We start from the raw sequence: 26,538 nt of genomic DNA, 5'->3' as shown, positions 1-26,538 counted from the left end.
AAACTAGTGTCAAGCAATTCATTTACCATATATAATGCTTCTGCGGGATCCGGCAAAACCTATGCCCTTGCTAAAGTATACCTGAAAATTATACTGGCATCTCCTCAAAATTTTAGAAAAATATTAGCTATCACATTTACCAACAAAGCAGTAAATGAAATGAAGCATCGAATATTAAATAGCCTATTTGAGTTTTCTAAAACCAATTCTATTGAAAATGCCTCTCCCTTATTTAAGGATATATTAAATGAAACCAATTACACTTTTGAAGAACTACCAGCACTAGGCAAACTTCGCCTAAAGCAAATTTTACACAATTACGCTTTTTTTGACATTTCCACTATAGATAAGTTCACACACAGACTCATAAGAACTTTTGCTAAGGATTTAAAAATTCCGCAAAATTTTGAAGTTGTTTTAGATGTTGATCTTCTTTTACAAGAAGCTGTTGAACGTGTTATTAGCAAAGCTGGCGAAGACCCAGTATTTACAAAAGTCCTTTTAGATTTTGCGCTTGAAAAAATTGAAGATGATAGAAGTTGGGATATAGCATTCGATCTATTAAAAATTGGTAAACTTATATTCGATGAAAATAATGCCGATCATCTAAAACACTTAAAACAAGTGGAACTTGAAGATTTTTTAAAACTTCAAACTCATCTTAAAAAAGAAACAAAACACTTAGAGAAAAAAATTGTTGAACTCGCTTCTAAAGCTCTTAAGATAATTGTTGCCAGCGGATTGGATTTTAAAGATTTCCCAAGGGAAACATTACCCAATCATTTTAAAAAAATACAGGCTGGAAATTTTAATCCAACTCAACTTTACAACAACAAACTAGAAGATAATTTAATTGATGGTAAAATAGTAAAAGCGACTATTAAAGACGCTCCACAAGATTTAGCCCCACAATTACTTGCCCAATATCAAGCTATTAAAGAGGTTATCTATAAAAGAGGACTGTACGCTAATATCAATAGGAATATTATTCCTTTCGCTCTTCTAAATGCTATTCAAAAAGAATTAAAAATTATTCAAGAAGAAAAAGACCAACTCTCTATCTCTGAATTCAATACTTTAATCGCTAAAGAAATTAAAGACCAACCTGCTCCTTTTATTTACGAGCGCTTAGGAGAAAAATATCGCCATTATTTTATTGACGAATTTCAAGATACGTCACAAATGCAATGGGAAAACCTTATACCATTAATAGGTAACGCCATGGAAGGCGAAGATGAGCTCGGTACTACAGGGTCACTTTTTTTAGTAGGCGATCCAAAACAAGCAATTTACAGATGGCGTGGTGGTAAAGCAGAACAGTTTCTAGAACTGGCAACGCACCAATCGCATCCATTTACGGTAAAATCCGAATTGGTCACTTTACCAAAGAATTATAGAAGCTATGCCGAAGTCATTAATTTCAATAATAATTTTTTTCAAAGCATTAGTCCGTTTTTAGAAAACGAGATATATCAAGAATTCTTTAAAATTGGTAACACCCAAGAAACTAACCAGAAAGAAGGTGGATATGTAAATATTTCATTATTAGAAGAAGATTCTGATGAGGAGTATGCTACTAATACATTAGATACCATTAATAAATGTTTGGAGCAAGGGTATACCTATAGTGATATCTGTATTATTATCCGTAAAAAGAAACATGGTCTTTTATTGGCTGATTTCTTAATGCAACATCGTATACCTGTTGTATCATCAGATTCATTATTACTTAGTGAAAGTGCCAAAACTATATTCCTCGTGCAGCTTATTAGGTATATGGTTCAACCCACGGAACTAGAGATACAATATGAAATTCTAAATTTTTTATCCGAAGGAAAAAAAGATAAGCACGCTTATATCTATGAAAATTTAGGTCATCTAGATGAGCACTTATTAGCTGTATACGGTTTTGATGCTTCTCAACTTAGACAGACTTCAGTTTTTGATGGTTTAGCTTATGCCATTAAAACTTTTGATCTTATTCCTTCTTCAGATGCACACCTTTCGGCATTTATGGACTTGGTTTTTGATGTAGAGCAGAAATATGGTTCGGACATGCAATCCTTCTTAGATTATTGGGACAAGAAAGGCAATTCAGCCAGTATCAGTACACCAGAAAATATAGAATCGGTACAAATAATGACCATTCACAAATCTAAAGGGTTAGAATTTCCAGTGGTTATATTTCCTTACGCGAACTCTAATGTATTTGAAGAAATAGACCCAAAATTATGGTTACCGGTAAACAAAGATGAATTCCTTGGCTTTTCAGAAGTACTAATCAACAAAAAACAAGAAGTACAGGAATATGGTGAAATTGAATCACTTTTATATACTATTGATCACCAAAAGCTTCAATTAGACGCCTTCAATCTATTATACGTTGTTCTTACCAGAGCCGTAAATGCCCTGTTTATTATTAGCGCTAACAATCTTGACAAGAAAGGGGCGCACAACCCTAATTACTATTCCGGACTATTTATCCATTTTCTAAAAAGTATAGATGCTTACCAACAAGATAAACTATCATATGATTTTGGTGATTTCTCATTGAATGAAGTAAAAGAACATACTATTACAGATCAACTTACTATACCTTATATATATACCAATAAAAATAGAGCAGATTTTAAGATCCTTGCTTTGGCAGGTACACTTTGGGATGAAGGTTTAGATGTTGCCATTAACCAAGGGAATGTTATACATTATATTTTAGGTGCTATTTATACCACTACAGATTTAAATAGGGCTATACAAATGGCACTGCAAAAGGGATTGATAAAGGAACAGGAAGTAAAAGAGATAAAGGAAATTGTAAAAAAGGTAATACTACATAAAGATTTAAACCAATTTTACGAGAAAGGTATAGAAGTATTAAACGAGCACGATTTATTAATGGCAGATGGCACCATACAAAGACCGGACAGGGTTGTTATTAAAGATAATCATGCCACTATAATTGATTATAAAACAGGAGAACAAAATCCTAAATATCATCATCAATTAAATACTTACGCAGAGAGTTTTTCAAATATGGGATATATTATTGATCACAAAATCATTGTCTATATTAATACAGAAATAGAATTAGATTATATATAAAGAGATATGTACGGAAAAATAAAAGAGCATTTACAGCAAGAAATTGAAAACATTAAGAATGACGGACTCTTTAAAGAGGAAAGAATTATTGTTTCGCCTCAAGATGCAGTCATAAAACTAGATACGGGACAAGAAGTAATTAATTTCTGCGCCAATAACTATTTAGGGCTATCATCTCACCCAGATGTTATTAAAGCAGCAAAAGATGCTATGGACACGCATGGTTTTGGTATGTCTTCAGTACGGTTTATTTGCGGAACCCAAGATATACACAAAGAACTTGAGAAGAAAATAGCACATTTCTATGGTACCGAAGACACCATATTATATGCTGCTGCATTTGATGCTAACGGTGGAGTATTTGAACCATTATTATCTAAAGAAGATGCTATTATTTCAGATTCTTTAAATCATGCCTCTATAATTGATGGTGTTCGTTTGTGCAAAGCCATGCGCTACCGTTATGCCAATAGCGATATGCAAGATTTAGAAGCGCAGCTTATTAAAGCCAATGAAGATGGTGCTCGTTTTAAAATCATAGTAACCGATGGGGTATTTTCTATGGATGGTATTGTAGCGCCTTTAGATAAAATATGTGACTTGGCAGATAAGTATGATGCTTTGGTTATGATAGATGAATGCCATGCAACCGGTTTTATAGGTGAAAAAGGTAAAGGCACCTTAGAAGAAAAAGGTGTTATGGGTAGAATTGATATTATTACCGGTACGCTAGGTAAAGCTTTAGGTGGCGCCATGGGTGGTTATACTACAGGGAAAAAAGAAATTATCACTTTACTAAGACAACGTTCAAGACCCTATTTGTTTTCTAACTCCTTAGCACCTGCAATTGTTGGTGCATCTATTAAGGTATTTGATATGTTAGAAAACGATACTTCCTTGCGAGATAAATTGCAGGAAAATACTGCATACTTCAAAAAAGGCATCAAAGCTGCTGGTTTTGATATAGTTAACGGAGATTCTGCCATAGTCCCGGTAATGCTGTACGACGCAAAATTATCACAAGACATGGCAAATAAGTTATTGGAAAAGGGCATTTATGTCATTGGTTTTTTCTATCCCGTAGTACCAAAAGGGAAGGCGCGAATTAGAGTTCAACTGTCTGCAGCGCACTCAAAAGATCATTTAGATGCCGCCATTAAGGCTTTCACAGAGGTGGGGAAAGAATTAAAAATCGTTTAAATGCATTATTTAATCTATTAAATGCATTAAAAAAAATAGGAAATTGATTTTGTTAATAATATTTAACAAGTTACATTTGCAGCTAATAAACACTTAAACTTAAAATTTAATACATGAAACATCTTAGCAAATTATTGGCGGTTGCCCTACTTGTAGTAGGTATCAACAGCATACAAGCGCAAGACGAGAATAACCCTTGGCAAGTGCAATTTGGGGTTAATGCCATTGACGTATATCCTACTTCGGATGTAAGTTCTTTCGGTAACGAATTCTTCAATGTGAACGATCACTGGAACATTTTACCTTCTATTTCTTATGTAGGAGTATCTAAGTCAATCGGAGATGGTTTCTCTGTAGGTGCTAGAGGTTCTCTTAACAAAATTAGCAAACTTGGTGACGTTAGCGTTGACGATCTTTCTCACTACGCTATAGATGGTACAATTAAATATGATATCATAAAAAGACAAACTGTTATCGATCCTTTCGTAGAAATCGGTGGTGGTTATACTTGGATTGACGAAATCGGTGCTGGTACTGCAAATGGTGGTGTTGGTGTTAATATCTGGTTTTCTGAAAACTTAGGTCTTACATTACAATCTTCTTACAAACATGCTTTCGAAGATTACTTAGCTCCACATTTCCAACACTTAGCTGGTATTTCAGTTAAATTTGGTGGTACTGATACTGACGGTGATGGTATCTATGATAAAGATGATGCTTGTCCAGAAGTTGCTGGTCTTGAAGCATTCAACGGTTGTCCTGATTCTGACGGCGATGGTATCGAAGACAGCAAAGATGCTTGTCCTAACGAAGCTGGTTCTAAAGAAATGAACGGATGTCCTGATGCTGACGGTGACGGTGTTGCTGATAAAGATGATGCTTGTCCAAACGAAGCTGGTCTTCCTGCTTTATCTGGTTGTCCTGATGCTGATGGCGATGGTGTTGCTGATAAAGATGACGCTTGTCCTTCTGAAGCTGGTCCTGCTGAAAACAAAGGTTGTCCTTGGGCTGATAAAGACGGTGACGGAGTATTAGACAAAGATGATCAATGTCCTGATGTTGCTGGTACAGTAGCTAACGCTGGTTGTCCTGAAGTAACTGAAGAAGTACAAAAGCAATTGAATGATTACGCTAGAACTATCTTATTTGATACTGGTAAATCTTCTATCAAAGCTGAGTCTACTTCTGTAATGGTTGACATTATCACAATCCTTAAAGAATACCCTAACGCTAAGTTTACTGTTGAAGGTCATACTGACAGCGTAGGTAGCGAAAAATTAAACCAAAGCCTTTCTGAGTCAAGAGCTCTTTCTGTAAAAGAATTCTTAGTTGATAAAGGAATTGAAGAGTTTAGATTATCAGCAGTTGGTTACGGTGAGGCTAAGCCTATCGCAACAAACAACACTAGAACTGGTAGAACTCAAAACAGAAGGGTAGAAATTAACTTAGTAAAATAAGTTTAAAACAAACCTTAAGTGTTTTAATAAATAAAAGCTCCGCATTATTGCGGAGCTTTTTTATTTTTACACTATGCAGAGCTTTATAAAAGATGTAGTACAAGACGTATTAAGAAATAACCAAGACACTGGTAACGTAATTTTTATATTACCCAGTAAACGTGCAGGTGTATTTTTAAAAAAAATACTGTCCAAATCACTTACTAAAACAGTACTTGCCCCAGAAATCTATAGTATAGAAGATTTCATTGAGAAGGTATCTAACCTAGTAACAGCAAATACAACCACCCAATTATTTGAACTTTATAATGCCTATCTAAAAGTGGGCGATTATGAAAAGGAGTCTTTTGATTCTTTTTTAAAGTGGGGACAAATACTTCTTCAAGATTTTAACGAAGTAGATCGCTATCTCGTAGACGCATCTACCCTATACCAAAATGTTGCCGCCATACAAGAGGTGAACCACTGGTCATTGAATCCTGATAATTCTGAGATGATAGAGAATTATCTTCATTTCTGGAGATATTTAGAAGACATCTACAATCAATTCAATAACCGGTTATTGGAACAAGGTCTTGGTCACCAAGGACTTATTTATAAAACATCGGTATCTGAATTACCCAACTACCTTAAAACAACTAGTAAAAAACATATTTTCTTAGGCTTTAATGCCTTGAATACTGCAGAAAGTATTCTCATACAAACCATTCTAGAAAAGACAGAGGCTTCTATCTACTGGGATATTGACCCTTATTTCTTAAAAGATAATATACATGATGCGGGTTATTTTATAAGAAACTATCAAAATACCTGGAACATCCTAAAAGGAAAACCCCTTGCCGGATTAACCAATTACTATAATACCGAAAAGAACATTGAAATCATTGGGGTACCTAAAAACATATCTCAAGTAAACTATGTGGGCGAATTACTGTACAACATACAGAATGAATCTCCAGATGCTTTACGTAATGCCGCTATTGTTTTAGGTAATGAAGAGTTATTAAATCCTTTACTAAACTCTATTCCTGATAATATACCGGCTACGAATATTACTATGGGTCAAAAGCTAGAGTCCACTACTCTTGCCAGCTTTTTTACCAATCTCATAGAATTTCATGAACAAAAAACCGATAAAGGTTGGTTCTACAAGCATTTATTAAACCTATTAACACATTCATATGCAGTATTACTGTTTGATGCAAATGAGGTTTCTGCAGATATACTAATATCAAAGATTAAGACCAACAATTGGTCGTATATCACCAATGAACAAATCAGTGCATTATTACCTGAGAATGCAGCCATACAGTTATTGTTTGAAGACGTTAAAAACAATCCAAATAGATTAATAGATAACTTCTTATCGCTTATTCAATCTATAAGGGTTATAGAGGTTGTAAAACAGAATTCTCTGCTCTTAGAACAGCTATACAAGTTTTTCACCCTATTCAATCAACTGAAAGATTTGTGTAACAGTTTTACCTATATCAATAATCTAAAAAGTCTGAAACATCTGTTTAAACAACTCCTCAGTTCAGAAACTTTAGATTTTCAGGGGAATCCTATAGAAGGTATTCAGATTATGGGTATGCTAGAAAGTAGGTTGTTAGATTTTGAAACCATCATTATCACTTCGGTGAACGAAGGCGTACTACCTTCTGGAAAATCTAATAATTCATTTATTCCGTTCGATTTAAAAATTAAAAACGGATTACCTACTTACAAAGAGAAAGATGCCGTTTACACCTATCACTTTTATCGTTTATTACAACGTGCTAAAAATGTATACATACTTTACAATACAGAACCAGATGCATTAGAAGGCGGAGAAAGAAGCCGATTAATTACGCAATTGCTTACCGACGATAATAGAACTGACATCAAATCCTTTATTGCAACACCAACTATACAGCCTGTTACCAAAGAAATTGAACAGGTAGAAAAAACAAAATCGTTAGTTGATCTTATTCAAGATAAAGCTAGAAAAGGATTTTCGCCTAGCTCACTCAGCAATTACATTAGAAACCCTATAGATTTCTACAAACAGAATCTATTGAACATTAACGAAGTACTGCAGGTAGAAGAGACTTTAGCACCAAATACTTTTGGAACTATTGTACACGATAGTTTAGAGGAATTGTACACCCCGCTAATCAACAAAGAACTAACGCCCGATTTACTAAACGGAATCCGAAAGCACATACCTAATATCGTTGCCAAAAATTTTGAAAAAACATACAAAGAAGGGAATATCACCTCTGGTAAAAACTATATTTCTTTTCATGTCATTCTAAAATACATACAAACCTTTATTGATGCTGAAGTAACGGCATTGGCAGACCATACAATTAAAATTATAGCCTTAGAGCAATCTTTATCTGTACCGCTAACGGTTAACGGATTAGATTTTCCTATCATTTTAAAAGGTAAATTAGACCGTGTAGATGAATATGATGGTATCACCCGTATTATAGATTACAAAACAGGAAAAGTAGAACGCCGTAATGTTGAAATTATAGATTGGGATATTCTAACGGATGAATATCAGTACAGTAAAGCATTTCAGTTGCTTTGCTACGGATTGATGTATTCTAAAACCAACCCAAAAGAGAACTTATCTATACAAGCAGGTATTATTTCTTTGAAGAATTTTGCGGAAGGCACGTTGTTATTTGCACAAAAAAAATCTGCCCGAGGAGCCAAAAACCACATCATAAATAATGAAGTAATTTCTGATTTCGAGCAGATACTTGGTCAGCTAATTACAGAAATCTGTAATGCTGACATTCCGTTTACAGAAAAAGAAGTGTAAGCTTACTTCTTATCTGGTCTTGTAGGCCTTACCTCTATTTTACTAGGTAAGGTTCTTTCGTTCATTTGTAAAAGATCCAACACCAATTCGCCAATATCTTCTGGCTGAATTTTCCATGCATCTTTTTCATCGGGTTCATTATGGTTAAAGTGTGTTGCCACAGAACCTGGCATAATGGTAGATACCTTAATGCCGTATTGTCTTAAATCTAACATTGCAGCTTGTGTAAAACCAACTACACCAAATTTAGAAGCATTGTACCCTGCACCTTGTGCAAAGAAATTAGTACCTGCCAAACTAGCCAACGTAATATAATAGCCTTCTGTTTTCTTTAAACTTTCTACAGAAGCCTTTAGCGTATGAAACACTCCACTTAAGTTAATATCTATCATCTGGTGCCACTCTTCTTCTGTCATCTGATCAACTGGCGCAAAATTACCAACACCAGCATTTGCCAAAACAACATCTAACTGACCCCATTTGTCCATAATTTTAGAAACGGCATTTTTCTCATCTGCTATTTTAGCAACATCAGAAACAATTCCTAAAACTGCATCAGTATCAAAATCTTTAAATGCCTTGTCTACACTTTCTTGAGATCGACCACTAATTGCAACTCTCATACCTTGGTTTAGCAATGTTTGTGCAACTGCAAAACCAATACCTTTAGTGCCTCCCGTAATGTAGGCTACTTTATTTTTCAAATCTTTCATCGTTCAATTTTATAATTATCACAAGTTACCAATTCTTTGATTTTTTGGTTAACCCAAAAGGTTACGATTTTGTGGTTTTCATTCATTATATTTAACAACAACTTAACACTCAACAATGAACAGAATTATCGTATGGTCCATTACCGTGGCCCTCGCAGGATTTTTATTTGGATTTGATACCGTAGTTATCAGTGGAGCAAATGAACCTATAAAACAATTGTGGAACACTTCTCCGCTTTTTCATGGAACTTTTATCATGAGTATGGCGCTGTGGGGTACCGTTGCGGGATCACTTTTTGGTGGTATCCCAACAAAAAATCTTGGTCGTAAAAAGACCTTATTATGGGTGGGAATATTATTTTTCGTTTCTGCTTTAGGTTCCGCATTGGCACAAGATCCTTACTCTTTTTCGGTATTTCGTTTTATTGGCGGTGTCGGTGTAGGTATTTCTTCTGTTGCAGCACCTATCTACATTTCTGAAATTACATCTAAAGAGAATCGTGGAAAATTAGGCGGATTGTATCAATTCTGGTTAGTGTTCGGTATTTTACTTGCCTTTGTATCTAACTGGCTGCTAAAAGGTTTTGATGGTGCAAATGATTGGCGTTGGATGCTAGGTGTTGAAGCCATACCTGCTTTCATATATACCATAATGGTATTTACAGTTCCAGAAAGCCCAAGATGGTTGGCATTACATAAAAAAGACGATGCAGGTGCCTTAAAGATATTAGAGATCATACACTCTAAAGAAAAAGCCGCTCTGCAATTGACCGAGATAAAGACCGATTTACAACACTCCACCAAAAGTGAAAGCCTTTTTCAAAAGAAATACTCAAAAGTACTTTGGCTCGCTTTCTTTATAGCATTTTTCAATCAATTGTCAGGTATCAACTTTGTACTGTATTACGCGCCCGAAATTTTGGAGCAAGCAGGTCTTGGTGGTAAAGAATCACTTTTCAATTCCATTGCCATTGGTATCGTAAACCTCGTATTTACCTTTATAGGTATTCGTTTATTGGATAAATTGGGTAGGCGCCAACTGATTATCATTGGATCTATTGGCTATATCATTAGTTTAATCATGGTTGGTCTCTGTTTTCAAATGAATTTAGGATCTACACTTACCATTATCTTCATTTGTACTTTTGTTGCCTCTCACGCCATTGGGCAAGGTGCCGTAATTTGGGTATTTATCTCAGAGATATTCCCTAACAGCGTACGTGCTTACGGGCAATCTTGGGGTGTTAGTGTTCACTGGGTATTTGCTGCGATTATAACTTTGATTACTCCGTTTTTCTTAGATGCTACCCAAGGTGTTCTTAAAGACCATGTTTGGTATATCTATTACTTCTTCTGTGCTATGATGGTATTGCAACTTATTTGGGCAATTACCAACATGCCTGAAACTAAAGGGGTTTCTCTTGAGGAATTGAGTAAGGAGTTGGTGAAAGAATAAAGAATTATAACCCATTATTACATTAAAAAGACAGGCAAACTATTGTTATAGTTTGCCTGTCTTTTTCTTAATACTTTTTCAATAAAAATTATAATAATTATTTGTTTTCAAAAACCGTTTCATAATGGTTTACCGATGGAAAAGGTTCATAATAATCATGTAACAGTTCTTTCCACTTCAAATAACCTTTAGATTTTCGAAAGCCTATTTCATGACTTTCTACATCTATCCAATCTACTAATAATATGTATTGCCCATCAATCTCAATACATTTACGCAAGGTATGTGAACAATATCCATCAATTGCCTGAATATAATCACTAGCGAGTGCAAAGTCTGCTTCAAACTTACCTTGTAAATTTGGCTTAACATATAATATGGCGACTTCAAGTATCATATTTCTTCTATTATCGAGTTGCCTTTAGATTGGTCGCCAGAAGTCCATTGCCAGCTTTCATGAAGTCTTATTTTTCCGTTTTCCATAATTTCGGGAACAGAGACACACCTACCTGTCATTAACGCTCCTTTTATATTCACTTGATGATAACGCATGTCAATAGAACCGTCTAAAGCTACCACCCCTATTAAGTGCCCTTCGAGTATTTCTCCGCCACAATAACTAGCGGTAAGTATATTTTCTTTTTGTGTATACTTAAAAAGGGTTTCATGGCTAGTTTCACCATTCTTAGTATTGGCTACCGGTCTAAATGTTTTATTATTATAATTCATGCTGTATCGGATTAGCTTTTTATATACCTATACTTTAATTCACACTAAACTTCTCACGATATGCCGTTGGGCTGATACCTTCTTTCTTTTTGAACAACCTTGAGAAATAGTGCGGATATTCAAAACCCAATTCATATGCTACCTCAGCAATACTTTTACTGGGATGCAACAACATATTCTTGGCCTCATCTATTAACAACAATTGCAAATGCTCAGTGGTTGTTTTTCCGGTTTCTTTCTTTAAGGTATCGCTCAAATAACGCTGGGAAATTCCCATTTTATCAGCAATCTGTTCTATACTCGGTATACCGTTCTCCTGTAGCTGACCCGATTCTACATATTGGGATAATTGCTCATTAAACTGTTCTAACAAACTCGTTGAAAGTTCTTTTCTATTCAAAAATTGTCGCTCATAAAAGCGATTAGCATATTTAAGCAAGGTGCTTAGTTGAGAAATAATGATGTCTTTACTGAACTCATCTTGGTTGTTTTGGTATTCTATTTCAATATTTGCTACAATAGATGCTATCTGCTTTTCTTCTTTTGGAGATAGGTGCAACGCTTCATTGACGGAATATGAAAAGAATCCGTATTTTTTGATCTGATGCGCCAACTCGGTTCCTTTTAAAAAGTCTTTGTGAAAGTTGATGGAGAAGCCTTTTTGCTCAAATACAGCACTATTATCCCATTGTAAAACCTGCCTAGGTGCTATAAAAAATAGCACACCATTGGTAAAGTCATAGGTTGTTCTACCGTAGTTTAAATCTCCTTTTATGATTTTTTTAAAACTGATGGAATAACAATCATTTGTTATAGGTGGCGAACTTTCTTTATGACATGGCAAAAAACCTTCTCCTATTGCAGAAAATACACTTAACATAGGGTGTTCCGGACTAGGAAGTTCTAGATATTCCAAATAAGCGGATAATGTTTTAAAGTGCTGCATATTATTTCTTCATTTCTTTAGCTGCCAACTGTAATTCCTTATTATAATTGTCAATTCTTGCATGGGCCGTACCGTCTACCAACAGAATAGCGACCAACATAGCTATAGTGGTGATCATACTTGCCCTCCAAATAGGTGTACTTACAAATAATAAAACCAGAGCACAAACCACTATAATTATTGGTATGGCTTTAAAAACAACAGTATCATATTCCTTTAAAGTATCCTCGGCACGCTCAAGTTCTGATGCTACGAAGGCGGGTGCATCTGTTTCATATGCTTTTTCAAATTGAGATATTCTTGATTTATTAGTAAAGAACAATCCCATCCCAATAATCATAAGTAAAGAACCCGCTATCAAAGTAGGTATAATGTAAGCTCTTGCCATATCGGTCTTGCCCAGTTGCCAAAACCCTAAGCTTGCCAGTAAAAATACCAGACCGAAGAGCATGAAAAACGGAGTTGAAACTAGTTCTGCCTTTGCCCAGTCTGTTGCTGCTTTTAATATATCCATGTTTATAGTTTTGGTCGTTTACTAATTTACAAATTCCAAGTTACACCGGTTTCTTTTTCAGAAAGCTTCCAAAGCCTTTTCATTACCGATTTGTCTTTTGCGTGTGGTTCTAGTTTGCACTCACCTACGGCCCCTGTCCAATAATTTTTGCCTGTAGGACCGTAAAATGCTGTTTGGTCCAAATCAGGTTCTGTAGCGCACATCAATTCTGGGTATGATCCTTTCTCGGCGGACTGCACCATTGGCGTTAATTTCATTATTTGCCAAATGAAACGTGTTAATAAACTTCCGCTGGTTTTAATTAATGAAGTTGAAGATGCCCCAGGGTGGCAGGCATAAGATTTCACACCAGTTTTTCCTGCTGCTTTTAACTTATCTTGTAATTCATAAACCGTCATGATCTGCGCCAACTTACTTTGACTATACACTGCATTCGGATTATAATTCTTGTCCCAGTTCATATCATCGAACTGTATGGTCTTAATTCCCAAATTGTAGCCCATACTACCTACCGTCACTATTCGCCCATTCGATTCTTCAATGCGTAGGTATAGCAATGCCTGCAGTAAAAAGTTACCATAGTGGTTTACCCCTAACTGACTTTCAAAACCATCTTCGGTAACCGTTTGTTTTGGTACTTGGGCAATGGCTGCGTTACACATCAACGCATCAATTTGTGGTACGGTTTTCAGCACTTCTTCGGCAGCTTTTCTAACGGATGCCAATGATGCCAAGTCCATTTCTATATTGCTTACCGGTATAGCATTACCTAGCTCTTGCTTTAAAGTTGCTAAGGTATCTGCAGATTTTTTTGGGTTACGGTTCAGCATCACCACTTTCGCCCCTTTTTTCAATAAAATTTTTGCCGCCTCAAAACCTGTACCGCTCGTAGTACCCGTTATAACGAATGTTTTGCCCTTAAGAATTGTTATTCTATCGGGTGTCCACCCATTTTTTCCAAATTGTGTTGTAATCATATCGCCTATTATTTAAGTGTCTAAAAGAATAGGACAAAGGTATGTGCGAAGATGCCGAGAGCACTTACACGCATTTTCGAATCTTGTGTACTTTTTGGTGGGATAGTGGGATAGTGGGATAGTGGGATAGTGGGATAGTGGGATAGTGAGTTTAGGAATTACTGCTATATACCTTCAATTTTATATAGCTCATTTCCTGGGACTAAGTCTTTTTTATGTTCACAAATCCAGATTACTTTACCATTATAGAAACTTTCAAATTCCATGGTAACGGCTTCGTTCCCAATTGCACATAATACATCACCCGATTTTACCCTATCACCAACTTTTACATACCACTTTTCTAAAACCAGAGGCATCTGATTTCCCAAATCTGGAGATATACATACACTTATTTCTCCTTTCTTGAGCTCTGGAGCTACAAAAGCATTAGATTTTAGATCTTCTTTGTTCATTTCTTCAGTAGACCTAAAATGAGGATTAGCTTTAAAATCCTCCATATACTGGGCGCTTTTCTTATTATATTCAAAAAGCTTAGTTAAATATGCTTCGATTATTTTTCTCAAATTGTTGATGGTTTACTGTTCATCTTAAATGCACTAATAGTTGCTTACCTTGATTTTTCTTATTCTTAATTCTTTCACCAGATCTTTATTAAAGAATAAATTGTTGATTCGTTTTAAGCGTGGTAGATATACTATATCGTCTATGCTTTTAACATCAAAACAGTCATCTTCCCCGTCCCAAAAAGGATACAGCTGACTGTAAATTTCACTGCCTCCGTCCGGATATAATTCTTCAATATCTATTAACAGGCTAGCCGGAATTTTTATGTTTTCAAAATACTCTACCGCTTCCGTAAGTATGTCATAGCCCCTTTCCTCAATATCGATATCATGTGTTTTGGCAAAATCATAAATACTAAACTTTGGCAGCAGCACCTCATCTTCATACATTAATTTCTGAATGACCAATAGCTTAAAATTAAGGTCAGATTCAAATAAGAAGTCTCCTTCTGGGTATTCAGAAAGCTTTTGTTTTGCCTTGGCATCAAACAAAGCCCTGTTTCTTAGTTCCAAATCTAGAACGCGTTTTGGAATCTTGCCCATAATTTTTGGCAATGTCTCAAACGGATTCTTCTTCAGCCCCAATACTTTTAATTGGGTCAATTGACCAATACTTTCTGGCAGTGTTTTTAGTTGTGTTTGTTCTAAATGAAGCTCCTCAAGCTGGACAAGTTCGCCTAACCAAGATGGTATTTCTTGTAACGGGTTTTTGCTAAGAATCAGCACCTTCAACCGACTCAGTTCTTTTAAGGCTATCGGTAATTCCGTTATGGCATTGTTCGCCAAATTCAACACCGTAACGTGCTTCAGACCCGCTATACCTTCCAAATTAGTAAACTGGTTATTGTATACACTCAAGGTTTTTAAATGCGACAATCTACTTATCTCTGAAAAATCAGTAAGTTGATTGCCATCTAAATTCAGGTATTTTAGATTTTGTAACGCAACTAAATTCTCAGGTAAAGTTTTGAGCTGATATTGGTGATCTAATGCGTTCGATGAATGCCTGCCCAATGTAAGGCTTACCAAATTTGGTAACGTATGTAAATTATTTAAAAAGGCATCTGGAATGCTATGCATATTATACACGCTTACATTACTCAGTTGCCGTAATTTAGAAATTTGCTCGTTTAAAAAATCGCCAAATTCGTTCCAGACCGATAAATCTTGAAGGTTTATGCACTCGTACAATTTCTCTTTTACAGCACTATCTTCCCTTCCGTAACCCCAATATAATTTTTGAATATAAAAAGGCGGCTTATCACCTATATTGTCTATCTCGGTAAGGTCAGTAAGTGTATCTTCATTAAAAGTACACTCTTGCAATAGCTTTTCGTAAAAAGCGTCACTAGGCAAGGTGTAAAAAGCCTCTATATTATCTAGATTACTTAGGTAGGCATTGGCTATATAAACTTCGTTCGGTTTTTTTGATAGTTTTTTATCTAGAGTTTCAAGCAGCCCCTCACGCAACATTAGTGTCTCGTGTAATTCTTTTTGTTCTGCCGTTCTAAACAAACCCTTACCGCTTAAAAATTGCTTGTATTGTTTTGCGCTATTGCCCAGTAGGTGTTGCCTAAAGTAAAATGCATACTGCCTGTTTGTATTGTTATTGTTTATATAAATCTGCAATACAGCATAACAATCGCCTTGGGTATTTTTTGTTTTAAAGAGGATATCACCGAAGGAATTTATAGCTAGTATTTCTCTTGGTTTCTGGTCTTGAAATACTGCTTGTAGCAGTTTTTGTTGGCTCATGAATTATGACTTACAATATTTCTAAAAATTATTCCGTCACCACAATAGTTTCCCAACCATCATATTCACCACCAAACTTCTTTGCCGTAATTCTTAACTGAGAAGTAATAGGAAAGATAGTATCAATATCTACATGGTCAACTCTATACATTTGTAGTTCATAAGGTAAGTCTGACTGAGAATTTATACCTGAACTATTTACGGCAAAATTAGCGGCAACCAACTCACTCTCGCATTGCTTCATTGCCTCTTCTGTAGAAAAGTAAAACCAATGATTTACGCGTCTTGCTTTTGTAAGTTTATCACCCGTTTGCTCTAAACTTCGTAGTACAGATTGGTCTGCCATGTAATTAAGGGTTTCTTCATTTGGATATAGAAAATCTCTATAATATGACCAGTCTTTGTCCTCTTTTATGTTTACGTAAAATTTATAATCTGGATAATTTAATTTGTAAAAATTCTCAATTACAGAAGCTAACTCTTTAGGTTCTTTTAGATAAAAATATTCTAACCGCTCTTTATTATACATAAATGAACCTACGGTGATGAATTCAGTTTCTTTATCTATTATTTCCATTAATTGATCTGCCACCTTGTGAAGTGTCGCAAAGGTTTCATTCTCCGGCAAGCCATTTTCGTTAGCCGTTTCATAGGTCAATCCCGTAACTAAAACATAATTGAAGCCTTCAATTGGAACATTATCAATTAAATCCATTCGTAAGGTGGTTGATCCAATTTTACCATCTTCATACGCCGCCATGTAGGCATCCCAACTTTCTTGAGTGTTTTGAGCATTCAATTGTAATGTTGAACATACTATTAATAATAAAATTCTTAACAGTTTTTCCAATTCATTAGATTATTTGGTTGCTTTAGTAAAACAATTATTCGATTCTAATTACTTACTCAATGCCTTTAGAATTCTATCTTCGTTAATAACTATATCTCTAAAGAGCACATGTGGAAATTCATTGTAATTTGATCCTTTAAAAGATTCTAGAATTGTATATAAGGTTGATGCTGTTAGGAGTGACAAATTCATTTCAGTATCCATTTCACAATCCGTAACAAAATCATCACTAAACTCTGGCGCAACAAGTAAAATCTTAACTATACGAAGGTTGTTTTTTAATGCTAAATTTTGATAAGATTTCAGTTGTCTAGAAACTGTACTAAATTTATTATAACCTCTCTCTTTACTGGTCTTACATTCGACAATGATAATTTCATCGTTTCCTAGGTTCAAAAGAATATCAATCATATCCTTTTGAGTATTTATTTTATTTTTAAGAATATCATCAACGTTAAAGCCTAACCCCTTAAAAATAACTTTAGTCAACTCCTCAAACTTCAAACCTAATTCACTTTCTTTTACTACTATACCATTTTCTTTCAAAAGGTTCAAATCTCTAAAGGCAACATTAGAATAATTTTCTAAATAAAGATTTTCAACATCTTTGTAATGTTCAAGGATATTTAAAATATCATCTCCCCTTTGTTTTATTCCGTTATCTTTTATGAATTTGGTTAAATCCTCTTTCACAATTAAGTCGAGAATATCTCTTGGCTTTATATTATAATCCAATAAGTAATCACCCTTTAATACAAACTCTTCCTGCAATTCAAATTGTGCTCTAATTTCTTTGTTTAACTTAGGAATTGATTGATTTAGTTCGGTAAGTAACTTATCAAATCCATCTAAAGAAATACCAACTTTTTCATCTCGCTCAACATTTTCAAAATGCTGAATTAAACTCTCTATTTTATCATCTAAAACACTTCCTCTAAGATTATTGATATTTAAACCTTTTTCACACAATTCATTTAAGGTTTTCTTCTTTTCAGTAAGTGTGCTTCCTGGTTTATAAATATCCTCTAAAAGCAGACTGGTAAAGGAAACCCCTTCTTTAATTATTTCTTCAATTTTTTGAGCGGAAGATAACTTTCTGTCAATATTGTGGTCTCTTGCTATTTGATTTATTATTGGATCTCTAAGTAACTTTAATGTTCTCCTATAAAACTTAGTTGCAACTTCTTTCTTTCTGACTCTACGTAATAATCGAACCATTTCATCTGCAACATAAATCGTATTTTCCTTATTGGAGTAAAAAATTACACCTATATTTTTAAGACTTTTGATTACTTCCTGAATGTCTAATTTTTGAATAGGAATAATAGAGTAATTTATTAGCTTCACTTCTTCTTGAGATAATCCTAATTGTTTACTTAGAGTCAAGATTATAGACAACTCATCCGAAGTTATTTTCGCATCTCTATTATTTTCAATATCGTTTTGATATGCAGTATGTAGACATGATTTATAAATTTTATAATCTCTTTTACGTGAGGGTTCTAACTCAGATTTGTCATTTTCAAAATCAGCATTAAGACTCTTAATTTTACCTTTTAAATTTTTTATTTCTGTTTCATACAACCTAGAAAACCAATCTTGTTTCATGATACAATTACCGTCGCGAATAATTATATCTATCAAAATATCTAGTTGAGAAGTAATTTCTTGAAATTCACATTCAATATAGCTCTGAAATTCTGATGAGGTTAGATTGAAAATTGTAGAAATATTTTGATTGTCAACAGATTTTAACCCTTTGTCAGAGCTACTTAAAATCTTATTAATCTCTTTACCGTTTTTAGGATTTTTTGATATTATATTATCAATAATCTTAATGAAAGAGTTTTTTTCAATTGACCCTAATCTATCTAATATTTTTTCTAGTTTCATATTATAATTACCTAGTTGAATTTAATTTAGAATTAATTCTTTATAACGCTGTTAGGGGAAGTATATTTCAGCACTAATCAACAAGGTAAAAAAAATAGTGTTTATAGAATTACGGGAAAGCGTAATTCGTAAAAAACAGTTATACTTTAATCTTTTAAACGTGCTACGCCAAAGTTAGTTTCTAACCATTCTGTATTCAACCCTTTTACCAATAACCACAGCGGTAAAATCAATTGAATTAAACCCATTGGTAACAACATATTCATGCTAATGCCTTCGCCTAAAATAGAAGCCAGTATCTTAATAAACATTAGTAGTACGGCTAGCATACCAAAGCCAGAAAGTACTCTAGGTATCAAATTTGTTCTGTAAAATGTGAAATAGAGAACAAATACAGAAAAGCAAGATGTCAATAAACTCAAATAATGTGTCCACCAATGTTTTTGAAAGTATATGGGAGCCATAGCCTCTAGCATATTAGCGTTAGCCTCTCCAGTAGTCATGTATTCTTTACTTAACTCTAACATAGCCAAAACACTGATATTATCTATACTTATTGCAACAAAATCTAGAATACTAAATGCTAAGTATAGCACGGCTAGTGTAATGCTATATTTTTTAAAAACAGGAAACAGCAATGCCGCAATACCAATCGAGAATAGGCCACTTAAACTTCCAAGCAATACGGAGGTAATTAATTTTGGAGCGTTTGGCGTAGCGTTAATTAAAAAGTCTTCTGAAAATAAAATGGGTCCTTGTAAAAATTGATACACAAGAATACCCATGACAAAAATGAGTAGAAATAGTAATCCTATTATCCTACCTACAGTGTTGGTCGATTTCATGATTGTGATTTTTGATTGATTGATTGACAATAGGACGTTTACGCCATGCAATTGTTACAATAACAGAGAGGAAATAGTTATAAGTCTTAAGTAGGGAGTATTGAGTATACGCAGTGCTATCTATCTACCGGGAAGCTGCATTGTGAGTTTTCTGGTAACCATAGCATTTGATCATTGGTGAATTGCCCTCTAAAATCTCCGGTAAAGCCTATGACTTTCCCTTGGCAATCATATAAAATAGAGACATAGTTTACCAAAGGATTACAGTTGATATTATAGAAAACATCATCGCCCAAATAACGCGCACTTCGTATATACTCAAATTCTGAAAGTGTGGCAACCCATTCATTTAACCATGCTAATTCTTCTACAGGGTCTTCAACAGAACAAATTAGGTTACTATCATCATCACTGCTACAAGAATATAAAACCATTACCAAAATCATACAACCAATGACCCTAAATAACATACCAGTGTTCATAGTTTTAATATTAGAATATACTAGATAGATGCGTTACAGATAATTGGTTGCTTCTGCTGTTTATATCTCTATGTTCAATTCATTGGCTACAACTTCTTTTCCACCAGCCATGAGTCCGGCAATTTTTTCATTTTCAATTTGTAACTGCACGGTAATGGCGCTAGGTGATGGCGGTAAAAAGATAAAAAATAAAACCCAGAAAAAGCTTCTGGGTTTTACAATAATACTACCGGTTTATTTATTATTCAGTAGGTGGTTGTAGCGTGTATCCCATAGACGTCATTACGTTTAATTGATCGTAATAATGCGCCATCATTTTAATTTTACCATCTTCAACAACACAAGTAACCTGTGCAGGTATAGCAATTTCTTGACCGGTTTTCTTACTTGAAATAGTGTCTGTAGTCCAAACCATAACCCACTCGCCCTCGTTTATGCCACCAGTTACCTTTATGGGTGCATAAGACGTGTTTGGGTCAATTGAATGTTTAGAAGTTGCAAAACTAGCTTTATAATATTCAGACAATTGAGAAGGATTCATTGCGTCTGTAAATACTTCGTTTAGACCATAAATTTTGGCATCACCTGCTAATTGCGCTACCATAGTTTCCACATCTCCGTTTTGCACTGCATTTACGTAATTCGACACAACAGCTACATTGGCTTCTGCATTCTCAAAATCCATGGTAGCCGAAATTTCTTGTGCGTTATTGACAAGTGGCATGAAAAGTACAATTAGCGTTAAAAGCATAGTCATTTTAATAGTTCTCATAATATATAATTTTTGGTTATTATTCTTGTCATTAGGTGTTTTACCACAAAGGGGGAATAATGCTACCGGCAATACATACTAGGGAAATTTATTTGCTTCAATAATGCTTTTACAAAAAACATTGTTTAGACACAATATCTTAATCCTTAGAAAGTTAGTGAAAATTTATATATCTTAAAATATAATTTATATGGTATTTCTTTTGTAAAATCAAATCGCTTGAAAAATTCTCTTGGAGTACAAAGTGTTAGGCACTACGTAAATGGTTGCTTCTGCTGTTTATATCTCTATGTTCAATTCATTGGCTACAACTCCTTTTCCGCCAGCCATGAGTCCGGTTATTGTTTCATTTTCTACACGTAACTGTACTTCAAGCGCACTTGATGATGGCGGACTCATGTATTTGCCTTGCTGAATTTTAAAATTGGTTTGCTTTTGCTGCAAGACATCAAACAAATAACTAGCTAAAGGACCTGCAGCCATTCCCGTTGCTGCTTCTTCTAAAATACCATAGCGTGGCGCGAACATTCTTGTTGTCGCATCTATTTCTGCTACTGCATCAATTGTAAACACATAATATCCTATCAAATTAAATTCCTCGCTAATGTTTTCTATGGCATCAAAATATGGTGTAATATCTTCTAGCGTTTTTACATCTTTCACAGGAATCAATAGAAAAGAATTACCGGTATTGACTACTTGAATTGGTGCGTTTGACAGCAAATCTGCTTTTGTTATTCCTAATGAATTTAAAATGTCATTTTCTCGTTCAACTGGGTCTACATATGTTGGTGCCAATTGCTCCATAAATGCCAAATCGCCCTGTATTTCTATTTTTCTATTTCCATCTATGGTCTCTTTTGAAGAAGTTTTGCCTTTTAACAATCCCAATTGTTTCAAATATGAAAAAGTGGCAATGGTGGCATGGCCGCAATGTGCTATTTGCTTTGTTGGCGTATAGAAATCTAATTTATAATCTGCCGTATTGGAACTGTATACAAATGCGGTTTCCGACAGTCCTACTTTTTGGGCAATGGCTAATTTATTTTCATGCGATAAGGCATCGGCATGTAGAACAACACCTGCAGGATTGCCGCCTTGATCATTCTCGGTAAAGGCATTTAATATTTGTACGGTTACTTTTTTTTGATCATCCATCATAACTTATTTAAGGTTTATAACAGATAGACGTGGTATATTAGAAAAAGACGTAGCTATTCTTCATTATTTTCAAAATCGAGCAATTTTCCTGTTTGGTCAGACGCCACATTTGGGCAACTAAGTAACTGTATTTTTAATATGTCCCTAGCTTTTTGAACTCTAGATTTTGTACCCGAATATGATATGTTCAAATGCTTTGCCAACTCTTTTTGAGAATATTCTTGAAACGTAGTTAATACAATAGCTTCTTTATGCTGTGCAGATAACTGTTCTATTTTCTGGTTGATGCAATTGGTCAATTTTGAATAGTCAAAATCGCCCGACTGTTCTTCTGGCATATCAAAATCGGTAATAGCAACGGTGTTAGAACTTGGCTTACGAAAATGGTCGATTATGGTGTTTCTTGTAATCTGATATACCCAAGAGGTTAACTTAGAAGTATGTTGCAGCTGGTGGATCTTGGTCTGTATTTTCAAGAATACTTCTTGGTGAATATCTTTTGCTACCTGCTCGTCTTTTATCTTCCCTAAAATAAAATGATATAGTTCTTCATTGAGGTCTAACCAAATGGTATGTATTTCATTTTTCATAACACCTCTTTTTGTTATAACTCATTTTCATGAGCAATTAAAGCCCGCCAAATAGCTATGAAATCTTGTACACTTTCTTTATCTAATTCTGTGTTGACCAATAACAGTTTTCCGACCTTGGTCTTTTCATTGAAAAACGTATGGGTGACTACGCTTGGATCACCTCCCGTATGCCCAATTTGCCCTTTTGAAGATATGCCCATAAAAACCCCCATGTTGTATTCGTCATTATACTCCTTATCACTTCGGTCTTTATGATTTTCGTCGGTTAATTGAGGAATAAATAGTTCTTTATAGCCTTCTGCGGATAAAATAACACCATTACCTGCATAGCCTTTTATAATTTCAGATAGGTATTTTGCCAAATCGTGGGAGGAAGTAATCAGTCCGCCATCTGGGTAATTCACCAATTTGTAAAATGCCAGTTCCGTATCTTGATCAGCATATAATTTTGAATGCATAGATAAATCTATGGTATCAAAAGACCATCCAGAACTTGTCATTTCTAAGGGGTCAAAAATATGTTTTTGGGTAAATTCTGGAAATGATTCTCCCGTTGCCTGCTCTAAAACATATGCCGCTAACCCAGCTCCAATATTAGAGTAGTTGAACATGCCACCTGGAGAATATTTTGAAAATGTTTTCTTTTTATACCACTGACCATCTTCACTCAAAATAGCTTTTAGATAATCGCCCAAGGAAATCATTTCACTTGGAGGCAAGAAATTACCATTTACCTTGGCAGTACCATTTTCGACTTCTTTCAATATATAGCCTTTGCTCTCATATTCTGCAGGATCTTTTATACTTGACGTATGACTTGCCAATTGCCGAATAGTAATAGGTGTATTTTTAAATTTAGGATGCACTACTTTAAAAGGCAAGTAGTCGTTTATGTCATCATCTAAATGTAGTTTGCCCAGTTCTTGCGCTTTCAACAATGCTACCCCAATAAAGGTTTTTGATATAGATCCTATATTTTGAAGGGCCTTTTCGGTGTATTTTATGTTTGCTTTTTTATCTGCAAATCCAAATCCGTTTTCATACAAGGTGCCTTCTTCATTAACGATAGCTACCGAAAAACCAACTAAAGAGCCATCTGTAGCAATTTTGTTTAACTCATTGGTGAGTTTGTTAGAAATGGAATCATTGGTTTGTGCGTAGGTTGTAACCACAACTAATGTAAACAGAATTAGTTGACTGATTTTTTTTACTATCATGATTGTAAACGATTTGATTGATTGATGAATGAACTGCAAGTTAGGAATTTATGGGGAAGGAGGTAGGAGTTTTATCTGTTTGCATGCCGTGGTTGTCGTGAGTGGAAAGTTTTACTACCTACTACGTTTTTAATACCTTAGTCTTACCAAACAAATTAGAACCAAAACACCTTACAATGTCAAAGCTTCTTTTTACCCTTTTCTTGTTTTTATCGCTTTCTTCAGGGATAGCTCAAAACAGTTTTCAAGAAGTATTTTCAAGTACTAAAAGACCTCTCAAAGAAAACATACGTATAGAATTTCAAGATTCTAGAAATAATAAAGCCTTTTTACCTATATCTATATTAAAAGGAAAGAGCGAAGGACCTGTTTTTACAATTGTTGCCGGAGTTCATGGATTTGAATATCCGCCTATTGTAGGTGTTCAAGAGCTTTTAAGAGAATTTAATATCGATGACTTAAAAGGTACTTTGATCATTATACCCATTGCAAATACAAGTTCATTCTTTTCAAGAACCTCAATTGTTAATCCGTATGACCAAGTGAATCTTAACGGTGCTTTTCCTGGAAAATCCTCTGGTAGCGTTACCCAGAAAATAGCAGATTTCATTACTACGACAATAATACCCGAGAGCGATGTTTTTTTGGATATTCATGGCGGTGGAGTAAATGAAGACCTGATTCCGTTTGCACTTTTTTACGATAACCCAAATTATCCGGAACAAACAAAAAAAGCTAGGGAACTTACAGAGATCAGCGGATTTGAATACATTGTTTCATATCCTTTTACGTTAAAGGATAATGAACCTGCAAAATATGTTTTTAAACAAGCCTCTCAAGATGGAAAAATAGCCTTAAGCTTTGAAAGTGGAAAATTAGGAAATGTACAGAAAGATGCCATAAGCTTCATAAAAAACGGAGTGTATAATATGTTGAACAACATGGATATGTACAATAAAGGAACCGCTGCGCATGCCAACCTTATTCAGCTAAACAATCCTACCTATATCAGCGCCACCGAAACAGGACTTTTTTACAGTGATCTTAAAGCAGGTGATACTGTTACAAAAGGTGATATTGTAGGATATATTACCAACGAATTTGGCGAGAAACTCAAAGAATATAAAGCTGATGCTACAGGTATTATTCTGTACAAAATCTCTACTCCACCGGTTAATGTAGATGATACGTTGTTTTGTATTAGCTCTAGTTTGTAAGTTATTTTTTTGTAGTGGTTTGCAAAAACATTCCTATTTGTTTAATTACACATAGCATCTTTGAATGTTAGTATAAAAAGAAAAGTTTTCACTTTTGTTAAGGCTTAACCAAATGTGGAAAATATCGAATTCGAACCTATGAACCGGTGACCTTCCCGAATGCTTTCGGGACGCTCTAAACCAAATTATCACTCTCAAATCAAAACCAAAAAAAAACTCCCAAAAATGGGAGCTCTAAGTGGAGAATACCGGATTCGAACCGGTGACCTTCCCGAATGCTTTCGGGACGCTCTATTCTTTCTTAACTGTAGAAATTAAATACTCAATATATTTTCGACTTTTCTTCTTTTTAATTAAAAGCTCAAAAGCCATTGCCTCTGGTCGCGTTTCAAAATTGCGCTGCCATTTTAAAACCCAATCATTTGTCTTTTTAGTATACTTAGAGCCATTTCCTTTATTATGTCGTGCAACTCTCTCTTCAATATCTTCACAATGACCAACATAAAAATGATTTATAGAATTACTGTAAAGTATATATGTTGAAAACGGCATCCTTAAAAATAGTCAAATAAAAAAGGCTTCCAAAACCGGGAGCCTTCATGTGTGGAGAATACCGGATTCGTACCGGTGACCTTTCCCGAATGCTTTCGGGACGCTCTAAACCAAATTATCACCCTCAAATCAAAACCAAAAAAAAGCTCCCAAAAATGGGAGCTCTAAGTGGAGAATACCGGATTCGAACCGGTGACCTCTTGCCTGCCAGGCAAGCGCTCTAGCCAACTGAGCTAATCCCCCAAAATATTTAATATAAAATAAGCGAAAAAACGATTTTCCGAATGTTCCGTTTTAAAGCTTGTAAATATAATTCATTTTTACAGAGATCCTACTCATCTCAAAAGTATCTTTTTCAGCTTAATAGTTCAACCAACAGAGTCCATTTTAAAAAAGTCGGGCTGGCTAATACTCCAAAATAATATTTGTCTTTCTCCATCTTCTTCCCGCAGCCGATTTTAAATACTTTTCTCTTACTCAAGCCTCTTATTTATTATTGTACTCTTCCGTATGAACAATTCTCCAAGGTACATAAGGCTTTGTACTTTTTACTTTACTAAAATTATGTATTACTAAACGATTCTCTAAATCGTCAGTCATACCAACATAGAACCTTTTCAAAACATCGCTGTAAAGAACATATATATAACTCATTATCTGAAAAATTGCGCTCCCTGCCCGAACATGCCTTTTTCGGCATGGGCGGGTAGCCAACTGAGCCCGCCT

24 protein-coding genes and 1 tRNA gene are annotated in these 26,538 nt (G+C 34.8%); 6 read left to right on the top strand and 19 right to left on the bottom strand.

Annotation, left to right across the window (positions count from 1 at the left end; translation table 11 throughout):
* Nucleotides 1-6: 6 nt before the first annotated feature.
* The 4 genes from P178_RS0107705 (at nucleotide 7) to P178_RS0107690 (ending at nucleotide 8,574) form a co-directional block, all read left to right on the top strand.
* Nucleotides 7-3,102, top strand: a complete 3,096-nt coding sequence (locus P178_RS0107705) for a UvrD-helicase domain-containing protein (protein WP_027065674.1) — start codon at nucleotides 7-9, stop codon at nucleotides 3,100-3,102.
* A 6-nt stretch (nucleotides 3,103-3,108) separates the two neighbouring features.
* Complete coding sequence (gene kbl / locus P178_RS0107700; protein ID WP_027065673.1) at nucleotides 3,109-4,302, top strand: glycine C-acetyltransferase; 1,194 nt, start codon at nucleotides 3,109-3,111, stop codon at nucleotides 4,300-4,302.
* A 113-nt stretch (nucleotides 4,303-4,415) separates the two neighbouring features.
* Entirely contained in the window at nucleotides 4,416-5,759 is a 1,344-nt protein-coding gene (locus P178_RS0107695) for an OmpA family protein (RefSeq protein WP_027065672.1), read from the top strand.
* A gap of 73 nt (nucleotides 5,760-5,832) precedes the next feature.
* A complete protein-coding gene (locus tag P178_RS0107690) occupies nucleotides 5,833-8,574 on the top strand; it encodes a PD-(D/E)XK nuclease family protein (RefSeq protein ID WP_027065671.1) in 2,742 nt (913 codons plus the stop codon).
* Between the two features lie 2 nt (nucleotides 8,575-8,576).
* On the opposite strand, the gene P178_RS0107685 is transcribed toward P178_RS0107690, so the two are convergent.
* Nucleotides 8,577-9,287 (bottom strand): SDR family oxidoreductase, encoded by a 711-nt coding sequence (locus P178_RS0107685; protein ID WP_027065670.1) that lies wholly within the window; start codon nucleotides 9,285-9,287, stop codon nucleotides 8,577-8,579.
* Nucleotides 9,288-9,402: 115 nt separating this feature from the next.
* Between P178_RS0107685 and P178_RS0107680 the strand changes: the two genes are divergently transcribed.
* Nucleotides 9,403-10,743, top strand: a complete 1,341-nt coding sequence (locus P178_RS0107680) for a sugar porter family MFS transporter (RefSeq protein WP_027065669.1) — start codon at nucleotides 9,403-9,405, stop codon at nucleotides 10,741-10,743.
* A 97-nt stretch (nucleotides 10,744-10,840) separates the two neighbouring features.
* Here P178_RS0107680 and P178_RS0107675 read toward each other — a convergent pair whose 3' ends face one another.
* The 15 genes from P178_RS0107675 to P178_RS0107600 form a co-directional block, all read right to left on the bottom strand.
* Nucleotides 10,841-11,140 (bottom strand): antibiotic biosynthesis monooxygenase family protein, encoded by a 300-nt coding sequence (locus P178_RS0107675; RefSeq protein ID WP_027065668.1) that lies wholly within the window; start codon nucleotides 11,138-11,140, stop codon nucleotides 10,841-10,843.
* Complete coding sequence (locus P178_RS0107670; protein WP_027065667.1) at nucleotides 11,137-11,472, bottom strand: hypothetical protein; 336 nt, start codon at nucleotides 11,470-11,472, stop codon at nucleotides 11,137-11,139. Before P178_RS0107670 ends, P178_RS0107675 begins: the two co-directional genes overlap by 4 nt.
* A 34-nt stretch (nucleotides 11,473-11,506) precedes the next feature.
* On the bottom strand, nucleotides 11,507-12,418 hold the full coding sequence (locus P178_RS0107665) for a helix-turn-helix domain-containing protein (RefSeq protein ID WP_027065666.1): 912 nt from the start codon (nucleotides 12,416-12,418) through the stop codon (nucleotides 11,507-11,509).
* Nucleotide 12,419: 1 nt separating this feature from the next.
* Nucleotides 12,420-12,932 carry a hypothetical protein gene (locus P178_RS0107660; RefSeq protein WP_027065665.1) on the bottom strand — a complete coding sequence of 171 codons (513 nt, stop codon included), beginning with the start codon at nucleotides 12,930-12,932 and terminating at the stop codon, nucleotides 12,420-12,422.
* A 26-nt stretch (nucleotides 12,933-12,958) separates the two neighbouring features.
* Nucleotides 12,959-13,909, bottom strand: coding sequence for an SDR family oxidoreductase (locus tag P178_RS0107655; RefSeq protein ID WP_027065664.1), 951 nt, complete (start codon nucleotides 13,907-13,909; stop codon nucleotides 12,959-12,961).
* A 164-nt stretch (nucleotides 13,910-14,073) separates the two neighbouring features.
* Nucleotides 14,074-14,475, bottom strand: a complete 402-nt coding sequence (locus P178_RS0107650) for a biotin/lipoyl-containing protein (protein WP_155941596.1) — start codon at nucleotides 14,473-14,475, stop codon at nucleotides 14,074-14,076.
* Between the two features lie 33 nt (nucleotides 14,476-14,508).
* Nucleotides 14,509-16,230 (bottom strand): leucine-rich repeat domain-containing protein, encoded by a 1,722-nt coding sequence (locus P178_RS22590; protein ID WP_027065662.1) that lies wholly within the window; start codon nucleotides 16,228-16,230, stop codon nucleotides 14,509-14,511.
* Nucleotides 16,231-16,258: 28 nt separating this feature from the next.
* Nucleotides 16,259-17,080, bottom strand: a complete 822-nt coding sequence (locus tag P178_RS0107640) for a DUF695 domain-containing protein (protein ID WP_027065661.1) — start codon at nucleotides 17,078-17,080, stop codon at nucleotides 16,259-16,261.
* 48 nt (nucleotides 17,081-17,128) lie between these two features.
* Nucleotides 17,129-18,973, bottom strand: a complete 1,845-nt coding sequence (locus P178_RS0107635; protein ID WP_027065660.1) for a hypothetical protein — start codon at nucleotides 18,971-18,973, stop codon at nucleotides 17,129-17,131.
* Nucleotides 18,974-19,119: 146 nt separating this feature from the next.
* The gene (locus P178_RS0107630; protein WP_027065659.1) at nucleotides 19,120-19,818 is read right to left on the bottom strand and encodes a DUF4386 domain-containing protein; all 699 of its coding nucleotides are present in this window, start codon (nucleotides 19,816-19,818) and stop codon (nucleotides 19,120-19,122) included.
* A gap of 116 nt (nucleotides 19,819-19,934) precedes the next feature.
* The gene (locus P178_RS0107625) at nucleotides 19,935-20,300 is read right to left on the bottom strand and encodes a hypothetical protein (RefSeq protein ID WP_027065658.1); all 366 of its coding nucleotides are present in this window, start codon (nucleotides 20,298-20,300) and stop codon (nucleotides 19,935-19,937) included.
* Nucleotides 20,301-20,541: 241 nt separating this feature from the next.
* Nucleotides 20,542-21,072: a nuclear transport factor 2 family protein gene (locus P178_RS0107615; protein WP_027065657.1), complete on the bottom strand. Its 531-nt coding sequence runs from the start codon at nucleotides 21,070-21,072 to the stop codon at nucleotides 20,542-20,544.
* A 279-nt stretch (nucleotides 21,073-21,351) separates the two neighbouring features.
* Nucleotides 21,352-22,230 carry a PhzF family phenazine biosynthesis protein gene (locus P178_RS0107610; RefSeq protein ID WP_027065656.1) on the bottom strand — a complete coding sequence of 293 codons (879 nt, stop codon included), beginning with the start codon at nucleotides 22,228-22,230 and terminating at the stop codon, nucleotides 21,352-21,354.
* 56 nt (nucleotides 22,231-22,286) lie between these two features.
* Nucleotides 22,287-22,823, bottom strand: coding sequence for a sigma-70 family RNA polymerase sigma factor (locus tag P178_RS0107605; protein WP_027065655.1), 537 nt, complete (start codon nucleotides 22,821-22,823; stop codon nucleotides 22,287-22,289).
* Between the two features lie 14 nt (nucleotides 22,824-22,837).
* Complete coding sequence (locus P178_RS0107600) at nucleotides 22,838-24,043, bottom strand: serine hydrolase domain-containing protein (RefSeq protein ID WP_036145868.1); 1,206 nt, start codon at nucleotides 24,041-24,043, stop codon at nucleotides 22,838-22,840.
* Between the two features lie 176 nt (nucleotides 24,044-24,219).
* Here P178_RS0107600 and P178_RS0107595 point away from each other — a divergent pair, with 176 nt between their 5' ends.
* Entirely contained in the window at nucleotides 24,220-25,260 is a 1,041-nt protein-coding gene (locus P178_RS0107595; RefSeq protein ID WP_027065653.1) for a succinylglutamate desuccinylase/aspartoacylase family protein, read from the top strand.
* Between the two features lie 291 nt (nucleotides 25,261-25,551).
* Here the strand turns inward: P178_RS0107595 and P178_RS0107590 are convergent, their stop codons facing one another.
* The 3 genes from P178_RS0107590 to P178_RS23700 all read right to left on the bottom strand — a co-directional run bounded on the left by P178_RS0107590 (nucleotide 25,552) and on the right by P178_RS23700 (nucleotide 26,466).
* Complete coding sequence (locus P178_RS0107590) at nucleotides 25,552-25,812, bottom strand: GIY-YIG nuclease family protein (RefSeq protein ID WP_027065652.1); 261 nt, start codon at nucleotides 25,810-25,812, stop codon at nucleotides 25,552-25,554.
* A 169-nt stretch (nucleotides 25,813-25,981) separates the two neighbouring features.
* Nucleotides 25,982-26,055, bottom strand: a tRNA-Ala gene (locus P178_RS0107585).
* 243 nt (nucleotides 26,056-26,298) lie between these two features.
* Nucleotides 26,299-26,466: a GIY-YIG nuclease family protein gene (locus P178_RS23700; protein WP_081819404.1), complete on the bottom strand. Its 168-nt coding sequence runs from the start codon at nucleotides 26,464-26,466 to the stop codon at nucleotides 26,299-26,301.
* Between the last annotated feature and the right edge of the window lie 72 nt (nucleotides 26,467-26,538).

Source organism: Maribacter sp. Hel_I_7 (genome assembly GCF_000688315.1).
GTDB lineage: Bacteria > Bacteroidota > Bacteroidia > Flavobacteriales > Flavobacteriaceae > Maribacter > Maribacter stanieri.
The sequence above is the reverse complement of the archived record's forward strand: the minus strand, read 5'-3'. Positions and strand labels throughout refer to the sequence as shown.